The organism is Kribbella pratensis (genome assembly GCF_004365355.1).
Classification (GTDB): Bacteria; Actinomycetota; Actinomycetes; order Propionibacteriales; family Kribbellaceae; genus Kribbella.
On the sequence record NZ_SODP01000001.1, the window covers coordinates 572,991 to 590,130 of the forward strand.

Below are 17,140 nucleotides of genomic sequence, written 5' to 3' on the forward strand. Positions count from 1 at the left end.
CGTAACGATGCCACGATGACGCGGATCGCAGCGGTGCGGCCCGCGCTCCCGCCGTACCGCTATCCGCAGTCCGAGCTGACGGAGGCGTTCGCCTCGATCTGTCTGCCGGACGGCCGGAGCTCGGCGCTGCTCCGGCGGTTGCATGCGAATGCGGGGGTGTCGCATCGGCATCTCGCGCTGCCGCTGGAGCGGTACGCCGCATTGAAAGACTTCGGTGAGGCGAACGACGAATGGATCGCGGCGGCTGTGGATCTCGGTGCGGAGGCCGTTGCCGGCGCGGTGAAGGACGCGGGCCTGGCGCTGGACGACGTCGACGTGCTGATGTTCACGACGGTGACCGGGGTGGCGGCGCCATCGATCGATGCGCGGGTGGCGATGCGGCTCGGGCTGCGGGAGGACGTGAAGCGGCTGCCGTTGTTCGGGCTCGGGTGCGTCGGGGGAGCGGCGGGGATCGCGAGGCTGCACGACTACCTGAAGGCCTGGCCGACGCATGTCGCCGTACTGCTGTCGGTGGAGTTGTGCTCGTTGACGTTGCAGCGGGACGACGCGTCGCTGCCGAACCTCGTGGGTGGGGCGTTGTTCGGGGACGGTGCGGCTGCGGTCGTGCTGACGGGGTCGGAGCATCCGCTCGCGTCCGGGCCTTCGGTGGTGGCTACGCGGTCGCGGCTCTACCCGGACTCGGAGCGGGTCATGGGCTGGGACATCGGGTCGGGCGGGTTCCGGATCGTGCTCGGGGCGGATGTGCCGGAGGTGGTGAGGCAGTACCTGGGCGGCGACGTCCGGAGCTTCCTCGACGATCACGGACTGACCGTGCCGGACATCGGCACGTGGGTGAGTCATCCGGGTGGGCCGAAGGTGCTGGAGGCGGTGTCCGAGACGTTGGAACTGCGACCGGGAGCGCTGGATCTGACCTGGACGTCGCTGGATGCGGTCGGCAACTTGTCGTCGTCCTCGGTGCTGCACGTGCTCGGTGACACGCTCAAGCTGGATCCTTCAGGTATGGGTCTGCTCCTCGCGATGGGCCCGGGTTTCTGTTCCGAGCTCGTCCTCCTGGAGTGGTGATGACGCAATCCCTGTGGTGGTACGTCGCTCTCGTGGTCCTCGTCGGGTTCGAGCGGGTCGCCGAGCTGGTGGTGTCGCTACGGAACGCGAAGTGGAGTTTCGCCCACCACGGCGTGGAGTTCGGGAAGGCGCATTACCCGTTCATGGTCGCGCTGCACACCGGGCTGCTGGCCGGGTGCGTGGCCGAGGCGATCGTGTCGGGCCGGCCGTTCGATCCGAAGGTCGGGTGGGCCGCGCTGTTGATCGTGGTGCTCATGCAAGGACTGCGCTGGTGGTGCATCTCGGTGCTCGGCTACCAGTGGAACACCCGCGTGATCGTCGTACCAGGTCTGTCGCGGGTCACTCGTGGGCCTTACCGGTTCTTGCGGCATCCGAACTACGTCGCGGTGATCGGCGAGGGGATCGCGCTGCCGCTGGTGCATTCGGCCTGGATCACGGCGACCGTGTTCACCCTGCTCAATGCTCCGTTGCTGGCGATCCGGATCCGGACCGAAGAAGCCGCGCTGTCCACCGTGCTCACTCGATGATCGATCTCCTCGTCGCCGGCGCCGGACCGGCCGGCGCGGCCACCGCCATCCGGGCCGCGCTGGCAGGGCTGTCGGTAGTTGTCGTCGAGCCGCGGTCCGGCCCTATCGACAAGGCGTGCGGCGAAGGCATCGCCCACAGTGCTGTCGACTACCTGACCCGCCTGGGCGTGGAACTTTCTGGTCGCCCGTTCCACGGAATCCGCTACGTCGACGCCACGCACCAGGTGGACGCCCGCTTCACCGCCGGCCCAGGCCTCGGCGTACGCCGCACGACGCTCCAGGCAGCGTTGCTGAAACGCCTGGCCGACCTCAACGTCCCGGTCATCCGGGACCGCGTCGGCCCAATAACCCAAACGCCCGCCTCCGTAACCGCCGCCAACCACACCGCCCGCTATCTCGCCGCCGCCGACGGCCTTCACTCACCCATCCGCCGCCAACTGAATCTTTCTGGTGGGAACTCTGATGACGTCCGTCGTGGGCTGAGACAGCACTTCCGCGTCTCACCCTGGACGGATCTTGTCGAGGTCTATTGGTCTCGTCTCGGTGAGGCCTATGTGACTCCGGTTGCCGACGACCTGGTCGGCGTCGCGATCCTCACCTCCGCGCGCGGCACCTTCGACTCACACCTCGACGCCTTTCCCGCGCTCAAGCATCGCCTTTGTGGTGCGACGCCGGCGAGTGCAGTGATGGGAGCCGGCCCGCTCCGCCAGCGTGTGCGTGCGCGCACCGCCGGCCGAGTGCTCCTGGTAGGCGACGCCGCCGGGTACGTCGACGCGCTGACCGGTGAAGGTATCGCCGTCGCCCTCCGCACGTCCGCGGAGCTGGTCGACTGCATCCGCGCCGATCGCCCGCAGGACTACGAGGCCGCCTGGCGTCGCGTCTCCTGGGAGTGCCGGCTGCTCACCGCATCGTTGCTCTGGGCCCGCAACCGCCCGGTCCTCGCCCCGCGTATCGTCCCGGCCGCCGCCGCGCTGCCCGGCGTCTACCGCACCATCGTCAACCGGTTGTCCTAGGCAACGGCCGGAAAATACCGCAGGCCCGGCGATCGCTCAGACAATCGCCGGGCCTGCGTACGGCCCGAGCTTCCTGGTGAAAAGCTCGGACCCGAGCCGTTCCGGCCTCCTGGTGAAAGGCCGGACCGGCTGACAAGGAAGACTCTGTCAGCCGGATGTTGCCCAACAGTTGCCGGAATGTGAAGCCTTGTTACATGGGGCTGTGGCGTACATCTCAGTGCGCGGCTCAGCGCTCGGCTCAGTGTCAGCTCAGTGTTCGGTGCGTACGGCGGCGATCTGCAGCTGCAACGCCAGTCGCTGCTGCGGATCCGAGAGATCAAGCTCCGCAATCTCCCCGATCCGCTTCATCCGGTGCCGCAAGGTGTTCGTGTGCAGATGCAACTCCCGCGCCGCCCGCTGCGGCTGCCCCGGGTAGTCGAGCCAGGCCTGCAACGTTTCCACGTATCCCGTGTCGTGCTCGATGTCGTGCCGCAGCAACGTCGCGAGCGGACCATCCAACTTGGTGGTATCAAGCGACGTGACCGCTCGATGAACGGTCAGCACGTGCCACGCCTCTTCGACCCGCAACGCCGGCCCCGGCGCGACACCCCGCCGTACCAGACCGAGCAACTCGACGGCCTCGGCCCGTGAGCTGGGCAGATCGGCCGGACCGCGCGCCGGACCGCCAGCAGCCGCATACGTGCCCGGTGCCTGCTCCTGCACGAGCTTCTGCAACCAGTTCCACGACCCTGGCCCGTCCGTGTCCGTGACGACTGCCAGCACCGTCCCGTCCAGGTCAGCCAGCTGTGGCTCACTCCACCCGTGCCGGCGCCCGGTTGACTCCCACAGGTCCAGTTGCTGCGGTACGTCGTACCCCTCCGGCGAGCCGAGCGCCACCACCCGCCATGGCTGCCGCGGGAGTCGTACGTCGACCGGACTGTCCGGCGAGAACTGCCGCAGGATCGTCCGCAGCCGATCGATCGCACTCCGCCGCGCTACGTCGGCCTGAGCGCGCAGTCGCAACAGATGCAGCGCGAGCACGGATGCAGCGTTGCTGAGCTCCGCAGTGACCGCATCACTCACCGGACCGTCGACAACGGCCCAGATAGACCCCAGCCACTCACCACCAGCCCGGACCGGTACGACGAGACGCGGGCGGATGCCATTCGGCCCGTCCGGCACCAGGAACGGCTCGCTGGACCGCGCCAGCCGCCGGAAGATGCCGCGGGCTCGGAAGTGCGCAATCACCTCGGCCGGCACCCGACGACCGACGATCGTCGACACACGGGTCGGGTCAGTGAAGTCTTGACCGGAGGAGTAAGCCAGGACCCGCGACTGGTTGTCCTCGATCGTCACTGGCGCGTCGACGATCGCCGCGGCCGCATCCGCCAGTGCGAAGAGCTCCTGGTGTACTCCAGCGTCTCCAGCGGCAGGGGAGTCCGGCGCGGCGGCGCGGTCGATGACGCCGCGCATCAGCCAGACCACGTGCGCCCAGGTGACGCTCGGCTGCAGTGCGACGAGGGTGAGCGTCGTCTTCTCCGCTGCGGCGACCACAGCCGGCTCGTGCGCGAGCGGCGTACGCAGAACGACCCCGGAGGCGTTGCTGGCCGCGCAGCGCTCTACGAGCTCCACAGCGTCCTCTGCATCCCGCAGACCGAGTCCGAGCACCAGATCGCCCGGCTGGCCCGTCGCGGCCTCCTGCGGATCAGCCAGGAACACGTCGCGGACCTCGCCGTCGCGCTTGCCGGTCACGACCATCTCGAAGAGGGCGGGTCCGACGGCGGAAATCAGGTCAGGCGCGGTGATCACCAGGTTATTGTGCTCTCAGCACAGTCATTTGTCTCCTCAATGGTGTGATCGCACCATGACAGCCGCTCGCCGTGGCCGCACCATCGATACATGACCACAGCTGGTTCCGCAGTACCGCACATCGTTCCTGACCGCGTCGCCGTCGTCGGCGCGGGCATGGTCGGCCTGGCCACCGCCTGGTTCCTCCAGGAGGCCGGTGTCGAGGTGACCGTGCTCGACCGTGAAGGTGTCGCCGCGGGCGCGTCCTGGGGCAACGCAGGCTGGCTGACGCCCGGCCTGGCCACCCCGCTGCCGGAACCGGCGGTCCTCAAGTACGGCGTCCGTGCGGTGCTGAGCCCCTCCTCACCGGTGTATGTCCCACCGACCGCGAGCCCGCGGCTCCTCAAGTTCCTCACCCGCTTCGCTCGCAACAGCACCGCCGGACGCTGGAAGACCGCGATGGAGTCGCTGGTCCCGATCAACAGGCAGGCGCTGGACGCCTTCGACTTCCTGGCCAAGGCCGGCGTCGAGGCCCAGACGTACGAGGCCAAGTCGTTCCTGGCCGCGTACCGCACCGTCGAGGAGCGCAGCGTGCTGCTCGAGGAGATCGAGCACATCCACGCCGCCGGCCAGGGCATCGAGTTCGAGGCGATCAGCGGTGACGACGCCCGCGCGATCGAGCCCTCGCTGTCCGACGAGATCGGTGCCGCGATCCGCCTGCACGGACAGCGGTTCATCAACCCCGGCAAGTACGTGCAGCTGCTCGCGGACTCGGTGATCGCCCGCGGTGGGCAGATCATCAACGGCGTGGTCGTGAAGGACATCGTCGACGAGATCCGCGGCGTCCGGCTGATCACGGGCGACGGCGAGACCGACCCGTTCGACGCGGTCGTGATGGCGACCGGTGCGTGGCTGGGTGACCTGGCGCGACAGTTCGGCGTTCGCACTGTGGTGCAGGCGGGCCGTGGGTACAGCTTCAGCGTGCCGATGGCGCATGTGCCGGCCGGCCCGGTGTACTTCCCGGCGCAGCGGATCGCCTGTACGCCGCTGGGCGACCTGCTGCGCGTCGCCGGGATGATGGAGTTCCGCAAGCCCGAGGCGAAGCTCGACCCGCGCCGGATCGACGCGATCGTCGAGGCCGCCCGGCCGCTGCTGCGGGACGCGGATCTGGACGCCCGGACGTTCGAGTGGGTCGGTCCGCGGCCGTGCACTCCGGATGGCCTGCCGCTGATCGGTGCCACCGCCTCGCCGCGGGTCTTCGCAGCCGGCGGGCACGGCATGTGGGGTATCACCCTCGGCCCGATCACCGGCCAGTTGCTGGCCGAGACCATCACCACCGGCCGTGCGCCGGAGGAACTGCGGCCGTTCAACCCGCTCCGCTGACGAACCGGCGGGACTCCAAGGACGTGGTCCCGCCATCCCGCTGACCGTCTCCTCGAGCAGCTCGTTCGGTGACCCTCCTCGGGCAGCACCTCATCTGCCCGCACGACCTCGGCCACCACGTCGCCGCTCCGGTCAGCCCCGAGAGCGGGCCCTGGCGTCATTCTCCTGCCCAGGGCCCGCTCTTTTCTGTTTTCTGTCGGTGGGGTGTGCGAGGGTTCCGGCCATGGTGCTCAGGTGGTACACGGTCGTGATCGACTGCCACGACGTCCGGAAGCAGGCGGCCTGGTGGGCCGAGGCGTTCGGCTGGAAGACGATCATCGAAACCGACGACGAATGCGTGAACGTCCCCGGCTGGGTCGAGCCGGAGACGGTCCACGGCATGCCGTGGGAGCGGATCGGCCCCGGCATGGTGTTCGTCCCGGTGCCCGAGGGCAAGACGGTGAAGAACCGGCTGCATCTGGATTTCGCGCCGCACACGAGCCAGGACCGCGACGCCGAGATCGCCCGCCTGGAGACACTCGGCGCGCGCCGGGTGGACGTCGGCCAACCCGAGGGCCCTGGCTGGACCGTCCTCGCCGACCCCGAAGGCAACGAGTTCTGCGTCCTCAGCTCACGCGACTTCTAGATGGCCGCTGATCTGACGATCCAGGCCGAAGTGCCGCCGTCCCGCATCCCCGCGCTGACAGTCCTGATGCGTACGGCATGGTGGATGTCGGACCGCACTCCTGCCGAGGTCGCACGCCTCGTCAAGCATTCCGACCTCGTCACCGCGCTAACCCTCGCGGACCGCCTGGTCGGCTTTGCGCGCGTGCTCACCGACTACACGCACATCGCCCTGGTGCTGGACGTGATCGTCGACGAATCCCGCCGCGGTTCCGGTCTCGGCGCCGCACTGCTGGATGCCGTGGTCAACCACCCCCAGCTCGCCGCGATGCGCAGCCTTGAACTCGTCTGCCAGCCCGAGCTCATCCCGTTCTATCGACGGTGGGGATTCACGGACCAGGTAGGCAGCTCCACGCTCATGCGTCGTACCACCGATGCCCGCCTGACCTCTTGCTGATAGCTGACGACACAGGCACGATCACCAGGACTCGCCAACGACGTACGGAGGCGCTGCCCGATGTCGGACGTGAACCCATCCAGACCGCCCAGCCACACCGGACCGCCCAACCCCGCGCCGTCCAGCCGCGGCGAGGCGCCGAGCCGCTCTGCGCCATCCGGCTCGCCGGTTCCGCCCGCCCGTGTCGCGCCGCGCGGACGCCCGGTGGACCCGCCGGCATGGACGGTGAAGGCCAGGCCAGTGGTGGACGTGTCGTCGCGGATCCTCTGCCTGGTGATCGGCGGCGCGTTGCTCGTCGCCGGGCTCGTCGGACTGTTCACCGGCGTCGGCCAAGGACCGCTCATCACCGTCCTCGCCGCGGGGCTGCTGCTGGTGATCATGCCGTCGATCGTCGACCGGATCAGGCGGATGAAGCTCGGCGAGTTCGAAGTACACCTCGTCCGGCAGATCGCAGCGACCGCGCGACGGAGCGCCGACACCCTGCGGGCGCTGGGCATGGAGAAACAGCTCGACGCCTACGCGACGATCTACACCGAGCTGCGCGGGCCCGAACTGAAGGCTGTCCGCGGCGAGATCCTCGACCGGATTGTCCAGCGCGTCGCGAATGCTTCCGCTGTGGAGAAGTTCGACAAGGACGAGGTCAGGGACCTGTTCTTCACCGGCTCACCGATCGTCCGCGTCCTCGCGCTCGGCCTGACCGAGGGCGACCTGTCGCTCCTCGACAGCGAAGTACTGCACGAGGCGATCAGCAGATCGCTCACCGGCAATGAGCAGTACCACGCCTTGAAGATCGTCCGGAACGGCTGGGGCCGCCTCGGACCTGAGGAACGCACCCGACTGCTGACCGCGATCGAGACCGACCGTCAGATCGGAGCGGGCCCGGACCGGAAGGCCGTGGCACAACAAATCCGGGAGCTCGCTGGGAGCTCCCGGATCGGTTGAATTATGTGATGCGGCAGATCAGTGCGTGTGCGGCTCGCTGCCGTGCTCGGCCTCGTGGGCCGCGATCTGCGCCTTGACCTCGTCCATGTCCACCGCGCGCAGCTGACCGATCAGGTCCTCCAGGCTCGCCGCCGGCAGCGCACCGGCCTGCGAATACAGGACGACGCCGTCACGGACCGCCATCAGCGTGGGGATCGACGAGATCTGGAAGGCCTGCGCCAGCTCGCCCTGAGCCTCGGTGTCGACCTTGCCGAACGTGATGTCCGCGTGCTGCTCGGACGACTTCTCATAGACCGGTCCGAACATCTTGCACGGGCCACACCACTCGGCCCAGAAATCCACCAGCACGAGACCGTCGCCACCGACCACCTCGTTGAAGTTGTCCTGGGTCAGCTCGACCGTTGCCACTACGACCTCCGAAAGTAGATGAGTACAGCTTTCTCAACACCGATCGGCCCCCGACTTGTTCCCTGCCCCGGTCCGGGCACGCCGGTCACTGCCGTACGCCGTACGACAGTGACCGGAATGCGGAGTCTCGTATGTGACGTGGGCCACGTCCTCAGATGGGGGAGTCTACGAAGGGTGACGCGTAGTCCTGCACCTCGCCGAGAATCGAGGCGGCCGCCTCGGGTGTCAGGTCGGCGCGCTCGCGCTCTGCAACAATCATTTGTTGCAGCAGCCGGGTTTCACCCGCAGTAGCGAGGCCGGTGATCTCCGGATGACCGTTGAGCAGCCACGCGGTCGCGGCGGTGATGTAACGCTGCTCGTCGAACGGCCGGTACCACGTGTCGTAGGCCTTCTGCTCGCCGTCCTGCCAGTTGCGGCGGGCGATCATCTTGATCGTCATCAGCGCCGCGTCCGACGCCTTCACGGCCTCGACCAGGGCGGCGTAATCAGCGGCGTACTGCGGATCGGTCGAGAGCTTGTAGTTCAACGGGGTGAGCACGCTGTCGAAATCGAACCGGCGCAGACCCTCGGTGTGCACCGACGGCGCCTGCTCGGTATGCCCGGTGATGCCGATCGCCCGGACCATGCCTTCGTCCTTGGCCCGGATCGCCGCTTCCAGCGATCCGCCCTTGCCGGTGACGAGATCGAGGTTCTCGAGGTCGCAGACCGCGTGCATCTGAATCAGATCCACGTGGTCGGTCTGCAGCCGCTCCAAAGACCGGTTGATCTCGCTCCACGCCTCCTCGGCCGTCCGGCGGCCGGTCTTGGTGGCGAGGAAGATGCGGTCGCGGATCTCCGGCATCCGCGGCCCGAGCCGGAGCTCGGCGTCGCCGTAGTCGGCGGCCACGTCGAAGTGGTTGATGCCGGCATCCAGTGCTTCCTGGATCGAGGCATCGGCCCGGTCCTGGTCGACTCCGCCGAGCGACGCGGCGCCGTAGATCAGTACCGAACTCTGGTGTCCGAGTCTGCCTAGTCGGCGAGTTTCCATCCTGGTCCTCCAGGGGGTAGCAGGGTCACTCCGACCCTATGCCCGGATGCGTCTCCGGCACGCGGTTGTCCACAGGCGATTTTGACCCCCTCGCCACGGGAGAGTTTTCCACAGGCGAATCGCCGGATCGGTTACTATCTGTGATCAGTTGGTGCATTCTTTACCATGTAGTTGTTCGCACGGATATTCGAAACCTGTCCACGGCCTGTGGCAGGGTGTGCGCTGCCCAGTCGACCCGACGGTCATGAGAGAGGAGCTATGACGACGGTGCCGAAGGTGTCACTCTTGGCCGGTAAATGTGACGGTAGGGATGACACTGCCCGCGACCGGGGTAACAGTATGGCTGCGGGGAGCGATGGACCATCCGGATCCTGGGCTCAGGTCTCCCGGAGGACGGTTGCTTGCCGTATCCTCCCGGCTACTGTCCGCGTAACTGCTGTCTGAGGGGCGGGTAGGGATGAGTTGGTGGCGAACTGCATTGAATCTGCCGCCAAAAGGTGAGCATTGGTCGGACCAGCGCCGGACCAAGAAGCCGGGCAAGGGACGCCCGCAGAGCACCGCGCCGGAGTGGTGGGACCACCCCAGTGGCCCGGTGTCACCGACCCCTCGCCAGGCGCAGGGCGTAGCGGCGCAGTATTCGGCTCCGCAGCCCCAGGGACCGCCTCCGCCCGGTGGCGTGATGGCGCCACCTCGTCGGCCGGCACCGCGTCCTTCGGGTCCTGCGGACGTGCCGCATCAGGACCCTGCGCACCGCACCCCCGAACGTTTGAAACAGCGCTCCCCGCACGGCACTCACGGTGCGCATGCTGCGCCGGGTCCGGCCCGCGAGGTGCTGGAGCCTGGACAGACGCCGTGGTCGACCGAGCCCGAGTCATCGTTCTCCACCTGGGCACGGCGATTCTTCCGCGGCCTCGTGGTCGTCGTGCTGCTGCTCGCCGCGATCAGTGGCATCCGCTCCTGGATCAGCCCGAACCGGGCACCGCAGACCGTCGTCAGCGGGCAGAGCAGCTTCCCGGCCGACGACGCGCGCGCAGTCGCGACGCGGTACGCCGTTTCGTACCTGACCTGGGACGAGGACAACCCGGACGCTCGTCCGGCCCAGATCGGTCTCGACCTCGCGGCCGGACTGGACAGTCGCGCGGGGTGGAACGGTCGCGGCAAACAAACGGCTGACGTGGCGTACCCGGGAGAAGTCACCGCCGACTCCAACGGCCTGACCGCCGTCGTGGATGTCCGGGTCCGCGTGCATACCTTCGCTCGGCAGGGCCGGGGCTGGAAGGCCGGACCGGTCCTCTGGGAGCGCATCTCGGTGCCGGTCGTGCGGACCGCGGCCCGAGTCATCGTCAGCGGGCCGCCGACCTTCGTCCCCGACGTCCGGGCTGCGCTGCCCGACAACATGCCGGAGGCAGGCGTCCCGGACGACGACCTGACCGCGGCGACCCAGAAGGACGCCGAGGCGTTCTTCGGCGCGTATGCCGAGTCCGACAACAAGGTCTCGGCGGTGACCGCGCCCGGCTCGACCATCCGCAGCCTGAACGGTGCGGTCAGGTTCGGGGAGCTCAAGGATTGGCAGGTCTACACGGGCAACGACGACGAGCGGCGGGCGACCGCGGCCGTCACCTGGGACGGGGCGGGGGACACCACCCTGGACCAGACGTACACGCTCACGTTGAGGCGTACTGTCGCCACCGACGGAGCACAACGATGGCAAGTGGCTGCCGTCGGATGAATCCAGCGACTGGCCATCGGATGACCGAGGCAACAAGGGAGACACCGCAATGATGACGCACGAACTGGCTGCGAGCGTGGTTCAGCTTGCCGTGCCCATGGCCGACCCCAACGTCCCTACGGGCGCGGACTTCAAGGACTGGGTCCTGGTCATCGCGGGGAACATCTTCATCGCGATCCTCGTGTTGCGTGCCATCGGCCACTACTTCAAGCGCGAGTGGGGCGAGCTGTTCGGCCACATCGCGGCCGGGGTACTGGTCGGCGGGCTCATCTACGCCAACAACCAGACGATCAACGTGCTCAAGGGCTTCTGGGGATTGCTGTCCGGAGGTAATTGATGCGCGTCGGCCGTACCCTCACTCACCACTTCGAGATCGAGACCCGGCAGTACGACCTGCTCGGTATCGACCTCGGAGAAGGCGCGCGCCGGCGGATGATCATCTTCGGTGCGGTGATCATCGTGCTCTGGATCGCGTTGCTGTTCCCGTTCATCGGGGTGCCGAAGAAGCCCACGGTCAGCCTGTACGTCGTTCCGCCGTTCGTGATCACCGCGTTCGGCTGGCGGCCCGGCAAGTTCCACGAACGCCGCCGCCGGGTGACCGAGTGGGCGCTGGCCGTGCGGTACGCGTTACGTGCGCATCGCCCGATCATCGGTCTCGGCGCGCGGGCCGCCGACAAGACGGAGTACCTGCCCTGGCGTGAGCGCGTCGCGACCCGGAAGGTTGCCGACCTCGCGAAGGCCAGAGTGACGCCGGAGTGGGAACGCGAGGTTGTGGTGGAGCTCGATCCGATGGTCCGCGCGGGTTCGGACATCGTCGTGAGCCAGCGGGCCCGCCTGCTGGGTTCGGATCACGTACAACGGGTGAGTCGCAGGACGTCGTCAGGGAAGGGCCGCGAATGAAGATCGCTGACAAGCTCCTGAACCTGGTGGGGGTCGGCCGCGAGCGCGGCCTGCCGCCACCTCGTCTTGTTGCCATCGCCGACGGCCTGCTCGTGACCGAGCGAAGTGCCGAGGCGTGGTTCCTGATTTCGGTGGCGAACACGGACCTGGCCACCGAGTCCGAGCAGGACGCGGCTCTGGATGCGGCCGTCAGCGCCGCGGCGACGATCCTCGGCGACAGGCTCAGTCACCTGAAGGTGGTGTGGGGCCGATCGACCGGTCAGGACTACATCGACTCGATGGCCGGCCATTACCGGCTGGGCGATCACGAGGCATGGGCACAGACCCGGGCGGACCGGATCGACGAGATGCGGATGCCCGAGCGGTACGTCGCCCTCGGCGTACATCTCAGTGACCGCGACCCGCGGGCAACCGCGCAGGTGCGAGGTTCGATCAGCGACGCTCTCGGTACGACGTCATGGCGCGTCAGTGCGCGTGAGCTCGCGCACCTGGACGAGCGGGTGCGCAAGCTCGCTCGTCAGCTCGGTTCGACGGTCTGGCGGGCACACACCGCGCCCGCGGAAGTGATCTCCTGGCTGATCAGCCGGGAGATGCATCGAGGTGCGGTCGCGGCGCCGCGGCGTGGTCTGATCACGGGTGCTTCGCTGGCTCGGCTGACGTCGGGGCGCGTGGTGCCGTACACCGATCATCTGCGGATCTACGACACACGTGGCCAGATCGCGGCGTACACGACTGTTCTGGCGATGACTGACTTCCCTGAGGAGCTCGAGACACCGGGCGCGGGGGAGTGGCTGCGGACACTGTCGGAGATCAAGGCGATCGACGACGACGGCGAGGAAATCGACGTCACTGTCGAGGCATCTGTCCGCTTTCGGGTGCTGACGAAGAAGACCGCGCGCCACCTGGTCGACGAGACCCGGAAGAGCGCGAAGGAGCAGCGCCGCTCGGCCGCGAAGGGTACGGCGGAGGAGACCGCCGACGAGATCGTGGAGACCGAGCGTGTCATGCGTGAGGTCAAGCGCGACATCAACCGGAGTGGTCTGACGCTGGTCGAGGACCACCCGCGGTTGCTGGTCAGCGCGGACACGCGTGAGGACTTGGAAGCCTATGTAGACGCGGTTATCGCGCACTATGCGGACCGTGGCATCACTGTGGCCGCCGGTGCTGACGAGCAGCGCGACCTGTGGCTGGAGTCGTTGCCAGGCGACCAGTTGCGGGTGCCGGATCTGGGACATGTGCGGGAGTCGACCGCGTTCTTCGGGTCCTGGTTTTGGGGCGGTGCGTCGATCGGTGACGCGACCGGTCCGGCCATTGGCTATCTGACAGGCTCGACGCCTGGTCTGGTTCGGTTCGACGCGGCTGCTGGTTCAGCTCTTGGTGACGCGACGACGACGCTCTTCCTGGGCCGGTCTGGTCGAGGCAAGACGACTGCAGCGATGCTGGGCGGTCTGGACTCCGCCTTCGCCGGCGCTTGGGTGCCGTTGCTGGACCTGAAGGGCGATGCCGCGGGTGTATCCGCCGTCGCCGCCGAGTACGGCGTACCGACCGCTGTCATTGAGATCACCGCGCAGTTCTCCGGTGCCGCGGACCTGCTGCGCGTGCTGCCTGTTGACGATGCGCTGCTGCAGGCGCCGTCGCAGCTCATGCTTCTCCTGCCGCCGCATCTGCGTGGTGCGGCCGAGGCTCCGGTTATGGCAGCGACCCGCGCCGAGATCCAGTCGCCGGATCCGTCGTCGTGGGGCGTCATCCAGCGGCTGTGCGCTTCCGACTCGGAGACCGTGCGTACGGTCGGCTTCGCGTTGCGCGACCTGGTCGAGACCGGCCTCGGCTCGGTCGTCGCCGGCCCGCCATCCGGCCTCTCGTCGCTGACCACGAACCCGGGTCTCTGGGTCGTTCAGATGCCGGGCCTCACGCTGCCGTCGCCCGAGTCGGCGCCCGAGTCCTGGTCCCCGATCGAACGTGTCGGCATGGCCTGCCTCCGTGGCTGCCTCGCCTGGATGGTCCGTACGACGGGCCGCCGCGAGTTCCGCGGCCGCTCCAAGGTCGTCATCGTTCCCGAGGTCCACCTGCTGACGAAGACCCCGGACGGCGCGTCCTTCCTGGACTACATCGCCCGTGTCGGCCGCGCGCTGGGTGCCTCACTGGTCCTGGACACGCAGGACCCGGCCAGCATCTTGAAGCTTCCTGGTCTGGTCGAGCAGATCACGACCCTGTTCGCGTTCAGCCTGCGTTCCCGCGAGCAGGTCGATTCACTGCTGGAACTGCTGGGCCGTCCGCAGACCGCGCCGTACCAAACCCTGGTCCGCGGCATCAACACCGCCGCCAACGGCAAGTCCATCCGCCACGGCCACTGCATCATGCGCGACCGCTGGGACGAGGTAGCCACCGTCCAGATCGACATCCCCAGCCAACGCGTAGCAGCCCTCCTCCGCACCACTCCCGAATCCGAACACGCCAACACCCCCGCCCAACCCGCCCTTCCCACCGCACCCCCCGAAGACCCGTTCGCCGACGACGAAGACCTCTACGAACCAGCCGCCACCGCCGCCGCCCAATCCGAAGCCCACACCCAGACACCCACCTACGCCGGCCCTCCGGCCGCACCTAACGGCAATGGGCCGTACGGCGGCGCTCCGGTACCGCCTAACGGCGATGGATCGTACGGCGGTGGTCCGGCCACGCCGACTGGCGATGCGTACAGCGGCGCTCCTGCTGCGCCCAACGGCAATGCGTACAGCAGCGCTCCTGCTGCACCTAACGGGAATGCGTCGTACGGCAGCAGTCAGGCCGCGCCGAACGGCAACGGGTCCTACGGCGGCACCCCTGGCACGCCTCAGAACGGCGTACCTGCGACCCTGAACGGCGGCGCCCAAACCATGGCCCCGCAGCAGGCCACTCAGCCGGCTGCGCCCCCAGCTCAGCAACCAACCGCCCAGCCGCCGCAGCCGGGCACACCTGCCCAATCAGCGCCGTCACCACAAGCGCAGCCGGGAACCCCCGCCTCCACACCCACGACCCCCTCGCAGGCAGAGGAATCCGCGCAGGTCCCGGTAGCCCAGCAAAACGGCCACCCACCAACCCCCAACGGGCAGGGCCAAGATCCCGAGAACAGCCACACCCAGCCCAACGGCCAGCACCCCCAGCGCTACGACCGCCGCACCCTCCGCCACGACTCCCCGATCGGCCCCGACGAGGTCTACGACCAAGAAGCCGACGAGGCCGCCTACAACGAAGCCATGTACCCCGCCCACCCCGACGACCCAGACCGCCCCACCGGCAACAAGGAGCACGTCGCATGACGTGGCCCCGCCGCCTCCGAACCGCGGCCACCGTCCTCTCCATCTCTTTCGTCATCACAGCTCAGTTCGCCCTGGCTGCCGACCCGAAGCCGACGCCTACGACACCGACCGGCTTTGGCGACCTCCTGCCAACTCCCGACCTGACGCATGGCGACACGCGGACGTTGTTCGAACAGTACGGACCGATGGTCTATGGGCTCGACTTCGAGAAGAGCATTCGGGACCCCATTGAGGCAGTTTTCAACGGGTACGCGCACATGGTGATGATGTACATCGTCGCTATTACGCGGGGTGCGATCTCGGTCGGTTGGTGGTTGTTCTCATTCACCGATGTCAAGCCGCTGACAGAAGCGACATCTACCACCATTGGAGCATCAAGCACTCAGTTGGTCGGCTGGCTGCTGCCGTCAGCACTGGCGTTCGGAGCGGTGGCTGCGTACACGCAGCGGAAGACGAGTGGTAGCGCGATGGGCCAGTTGGTCTGGGTGTTCGTCGCAGGCGTGCTCAGCGTCAGCTTTGCGCTGGCGCCAGGAACCTGGCTGCGCGGTGTTGACGGCGCACGTCAACTGGGAGCCGACGCCATCATGTCGACCTCTGCTGACGCCATGGGCCCGACCATGCAGAGTCCGTTGCCCTGGCCTGAACCTGGGTTCACAGGTACCTCCAGGGATACGTTGTTGAGGAAGTCGGCGGACGCCAGTTGGCGTGGGTTCGCAGTGACGCCTTGGTGTATCGCCGAGTTTGGCTCCCTGGAAGCGTGCGGGCGGTACGGCAAGGGAATGCTGGACGCCGGCACGGACGCAGACGCGAGGTCGAAGTACATTGACTCCGTTATCGCGCCCGCTGAAGGCGGCGATGATGCGCCGACCGTGAAATGGGTCAAGGGCGACAATGCGTTCGGGCGAATCGCAGTTGTAATGCTCGCGGCCATCGCGGCGACCTTGTTTGCCTTCCTCAACATTTCCTTGGCCTTCACGGCGCTGATGGCGTTTGTTGGTTGCCTGCTGCTGCTGGTCGTCGGGGTCTTCTTCGCTTGCCTGTGGATTATTCCGGGCAGGCCACGACAGTGGGGGCTCAACTGGTTCGAAGCCTTGGTGGGCCTCGTTATCCAGTCTTTCCTCGCAATGTTGGTGTTCGGCACCGCTCTTACTCTGGTGACGGCAGTCTTCAGCCTTACCGGCGTGCTGGGATGGCTTCCTGTGTCGGGTCTGGCCATCGCAGTTCTGATTGCAGGTTTCAGATTGCGTCGGTTGCTGGACAACCTCACCTCGATGATGCGTCCAGGTTCAGGAAGCATTCTGCTGGGCGGCCTTGCGCGACGGGGTGCGATGGGCGCCTTCAAACGAATTGTTGGCTCGATGACAAGTCGCAATGCTGCGCCTGCGATGACGGACCGGAGACGCGACCTTCTCCGAGCAGGAGATGGTGGAGCGCAGCGAGTCTCGTCTGTGCGCGTGTATCGACAGGCTCCTGTGGTTGGTTCTCTGGCGCGGGGTTCGGGCGGCAGTTCGGCGCACGAGCTCACCTCGGGTGCGAGCGGACGCCGGATGGATGGTCCTGCAGCGAGTCCGAGCGGGGCTGGTCCCGGCGGTCAGAACGTGGCGGCTGCGGGTGCGGCTACCGGCGCAGCTGGTCGGCTCGCGTCCGCGGCCAACCCGACGCGCACAAGCTCGGGTCTCAACCTCGCTCGGGCGCGTTCGCAATCGAAGGACGCCGACAGGCGTCCGACGATCACCGTCACCAGTGCGGGAGTCGGAGCCCCGTCCAACTCCTCGTCGGGTGGAGCACGTCGAGCTGGTGACGCGCAGAAGGCTCGTCATTCGCGGCGGCCTATTCCGGTGCCTTCCAATGATGTCCGCTACGAGCCACGTGCCCACACGCACTCCGCGAGCCTGCGCGAAGGTCCGCCGAAGGGACAACGAGTACGACGGAAGGCGTCGACGTCGCAGCCGCGGACGTTCCGGGAGTACTCGGCTGTCACCAAGGATGGCGTGACGGTGCACGTGCCGACGCGTAGGTGATG

Annotated in this window: 15 protein-coding genes; 12 read left to right on the top strand and 3 right to left on the bottom strand. The window is 67.6% G+C overall.

Features of this window, described 5'->3' with window-relative positions; translation table 11 throughout:
• The first annotated feature begins 15 nt into the window (after positions 1-15).
• From EV653_RS02750 to EV653_RS02760, 3 genes are read left to right on the top strand one after another with little or no spacing between them, the layout of a single operon-like run.
• A complete protein-coding gene (locus EV653_RS02750) occupies positions 16-1,062 on the top strand; it encodes a type III polyketide synthase (RefSeq protein WP_134097625.1) in 1,047 nt (348 codons plus the stop codon).
• Positions 1,062-1,589, top strand: coding sequence for an isoprenylcysteine carboxyl methyltransferase family protein (locus EV653_RS02755; RefSeq protein ID WP_202871464.1), 528 nt, complete (start codon positions 1,062-1,064; stop codon positions 1,587-1,589). Before EV653_RS02750 ends, EV653_RS02755 begins: the two co-directional genes overlap by 1 nt.
• A complete protein-coding gene (locus EV653_RS02760; RefSeq protein WP_134097627.1) occupies positions 1,586-2,602 on the top strand; it encodes an NAD(P)/FAD-dependent oxidoreductase in 1,017 nt (338 codons plus the stop codon). Before EV653_RS02755 ends, EV653_RS02760 begins: the two co-directional genes overlap by 4 nt.
• Before the next feature lie 249 nt (positions 2,603-2,851).
• Here the strand turns inward: EV653_RS02760 and EV653_RS02765 are convergent, their stop codons facing one another.
• Complete coding sequence (locus EV653_RS02765) at positions 2,852-4,390, bottom strand: PucR family transcriptional regulator (protein ID WP_134097629.1); 1,539 nt, start codon at positions 4,388-4,390, stop codon at positions 2,852-2,854.
• A gap of 90 nt (positions 4,391-4,480) precedes the next feature.
• On the opposite strand from EV653_RS02765, the gene EV653_RS02770 reads away from it, so the two are divergent.
• The 4 genes from EV653_RS02770 (at position 4,481) to EV653_RS02785 (ending at position 7,754) form a co-directional block, all read left to right on the top strand.
• Complete coding sequence (locus tag EV653_RS02770; protein WP_134097631.1) at positions 4,481-5,752, top strand: NAD(P)/FAD-dependent oxidoreductase; 1,272 nt, start codon at positions 4,481-4,483, stop codon at positions 5,750-5,752.
• 223 nt (positions 5,753-5,975) lie between these two features.
• The gene (locus tag EV653_RS02775) at positions 5,976-6,377 is read left to right on the top strand and encodes a VOC family protein (RefSeq protein WP_134097633.1); all 402 of its coding nucleotides are present in this window, start codon (positions 5,976-5,978) and stop codon (positions 6,375-6,377) included.
• Positions 6,378-6,812 (top strand): GNAT family N-acetyltransferase, encoded by a 435-nt coding sequence (locus EV653_RS02780; protein ID WP_134097635.1) that lies wholly within the window; start codon positions 6,378-6,380, stop codon positions 6,810-6,812.
• Between the two features lie 204 nt (positions 6,813-7,016).
• Positions 7,017-7,754, top strand: a complete 738-nt coding sequence (locus EV653_RS02785) for a hypothetical protein (protein WP_134097637.1) — start codon at positions 7,017-7,019, stop codon at positions 7,752-7,754.
• 18 nt (positions 7,755-7,772) lie between these two features.
• Here the strand turns inward: EV653_RS02785 and trxA are convergent, their stop codons facing one another.
• The gene (trxA, locus tag EV653_RS02790) at positions 7,773-8,162 is read right to left on the bottom strand and encodes a thioredoxin (RefSeq protein WP_134097639.1); all 390 of its coding nucleotides are present in this window, start codon (positions 8,160-8,162) and stop codon (positions 7,773-7,775) included.
• A 151-nt stretch (positions 8,163-8,313) separates the two neighbouring features.
• Complete coding sequence (locus EV653_RS02795; RefSeq protein ID WP_134097641.1) at positions 8,314-9,189, bottom strand: aldo/keto reductase; 876 nt, start codon at positions 9,187-9,189, stop codon at positions 8,314-8,316.
• A 766-nt stretch (positions 9,190-9,955) separates the two neighbouring features.
• Here EV653_RS02795 and EV653_RS02800 point away from each other — a divergent pair.
• The 5 genes from EV653_RS02800 to EV653_RS02820 are packed head-to-tail and all read left to right on the top strand — an operon-like array spanning position 9,956 to position 17,138.
• On the top strand, positions 9,956-10,918 hold the full coding sequence (locus EV653_RS02800) for a conjugal transfer protein (protein ID WP_166679271.1): 963 nt from the start codon (positions 9,956-9,958) through the stop codon (positions 10,916-10,918).
• 49 nt (positions 10,919-10,967) lie between these two features.
• Positions 10,968-11,255 carry a hypothetical protein gene (locus EV653_RS02805; RefSeq protein WP_130446998.1) on the top strand — a complete coding sequence of 96 codons (288 nt, stop codon included), beginning with the start codon at positions 10,968-10,970 and terminating at the stop codon, positions 11,253-11,255.
• Positions 11,255-11,818, top strand: a complete 564-nt coding sequence (locus EV653_RS02810; protein WP_134097645.1) for a hypothetical protein — start codon at positions 11,255-11,257, stop codon at positions 11,816-11,818. The genes EV653_RS02805 and EV653_RS02810 overlap by 1 nt, the downstream gene beginning before the upstream one ends.
• Positions 11,815-15,117, top strand: a complete 3,303-nt coding sequence (locus tag EV653_RS02815; protein ID WP_134097647.1) for an ATP-binding protein — start codon at positions 11,815-11,817, stop codon at positions 15,115-15,117. The genes EV653_RS02810 and EV653_RS02815 overlap by 4 nt, the downstream gene beginning before the upstream one ends.
• Positions 15,114-17,138, top strand: coding sequence for a hypothetical protein (locus EV653_RS02820; RefSeq protein ID WP_134097649.1), 2,025 nt, complete (start codon positions 15,114-15,116; stop codon positions 17,136-17,138). Before EV653_RS02815 ends, EV653_RS02820 begins: the two co-directional genes overlap by 4 nt.
• The last annotated feature ends 2 nt before the right edge of the window (positions 17,139-17,140 follow it).

Excerpts from the sequence above, each read along its gene's own strand:
- EV653_RS02795 (WP_134097641.1), bottom strand. The coding sequence starts at position 9,189 with ATGGAAACTCGCCGACTAGGCAGACTCGGACACCAGAGTTCGGTACTG.
- EV653_RS02810 (WP_134097645.1), top strand. The coding sequence starts at position 11,255 with ATGCGCGTCGGCCGTACCCTCACTCACCACTTCGAGATCGAGACCCGG.
- EV653_RS02760 (WP_134097627.1), top strand. The coding sequence starts at position 1,586 with ATGATCGATCTCCTCGTCGCCGGCGCCGGACCGGCCGGCGCGGCCACC.
- EV653_RS02750 (WP_134097625.1), top strand. The coding sequence starts at position 16 with ATGACGCGGATCGCAGCGGTGCGGCCCGCGCTCCCGCCGTACCGCTAT.
- EV653_RS02805 (WP_130446998.1), top strand. The coding sequence starts at position 10,968 with ATGATGACGCACGAACTGGCTGCGAGCGTGGTTCAGCTTGCCGTGCCC.
- EV653_RS02780 (WP_134097635.1), top strand. The coding sequence starts at position 6,378 with ATGGCCGCTGATCTGACGATCCAGGCCGAAGTGCCGCCGTCCCGCATC.
- EV653_RS02775 (WP_134097633.1), top strand. The coding sequence starts at position 5,976 with ATGGTGCTCAGGTGGTACACGGTCGTGATCGACTGCCACGACGTCCGG.
- EV653_RS02770 (WP_134097631.1), top strand. The coding sequence starts at position 4,481 with ATGACCACAGCTGGTTCCGCAGTACCGCACATCGTTCCTGACCGCGTC.
- EV653_RS02815 (WP_134097647.1), top strand. The coding sequence starts at position 11,815 with ATGAAGATCGCTGACAAGCTCCTGAACCTGGTGGGGGTCGGCCGCGAG.
- EV653_RS02820 (WP_134097649.1), top strand. The coding sequence starts at position 15,114 with ATGACGTGGCCCCGCCGCCTCCGAACCGCGGCCACCGTCCTCTCCATC.
- EV653_RS02755 (WP_202871464.1), top strand. The coding sequence starts at position 1,062 with ATGACGCAATCCCTGTGGTGGTACGTCGCTCTCGTGGTCCTCGTCGGG.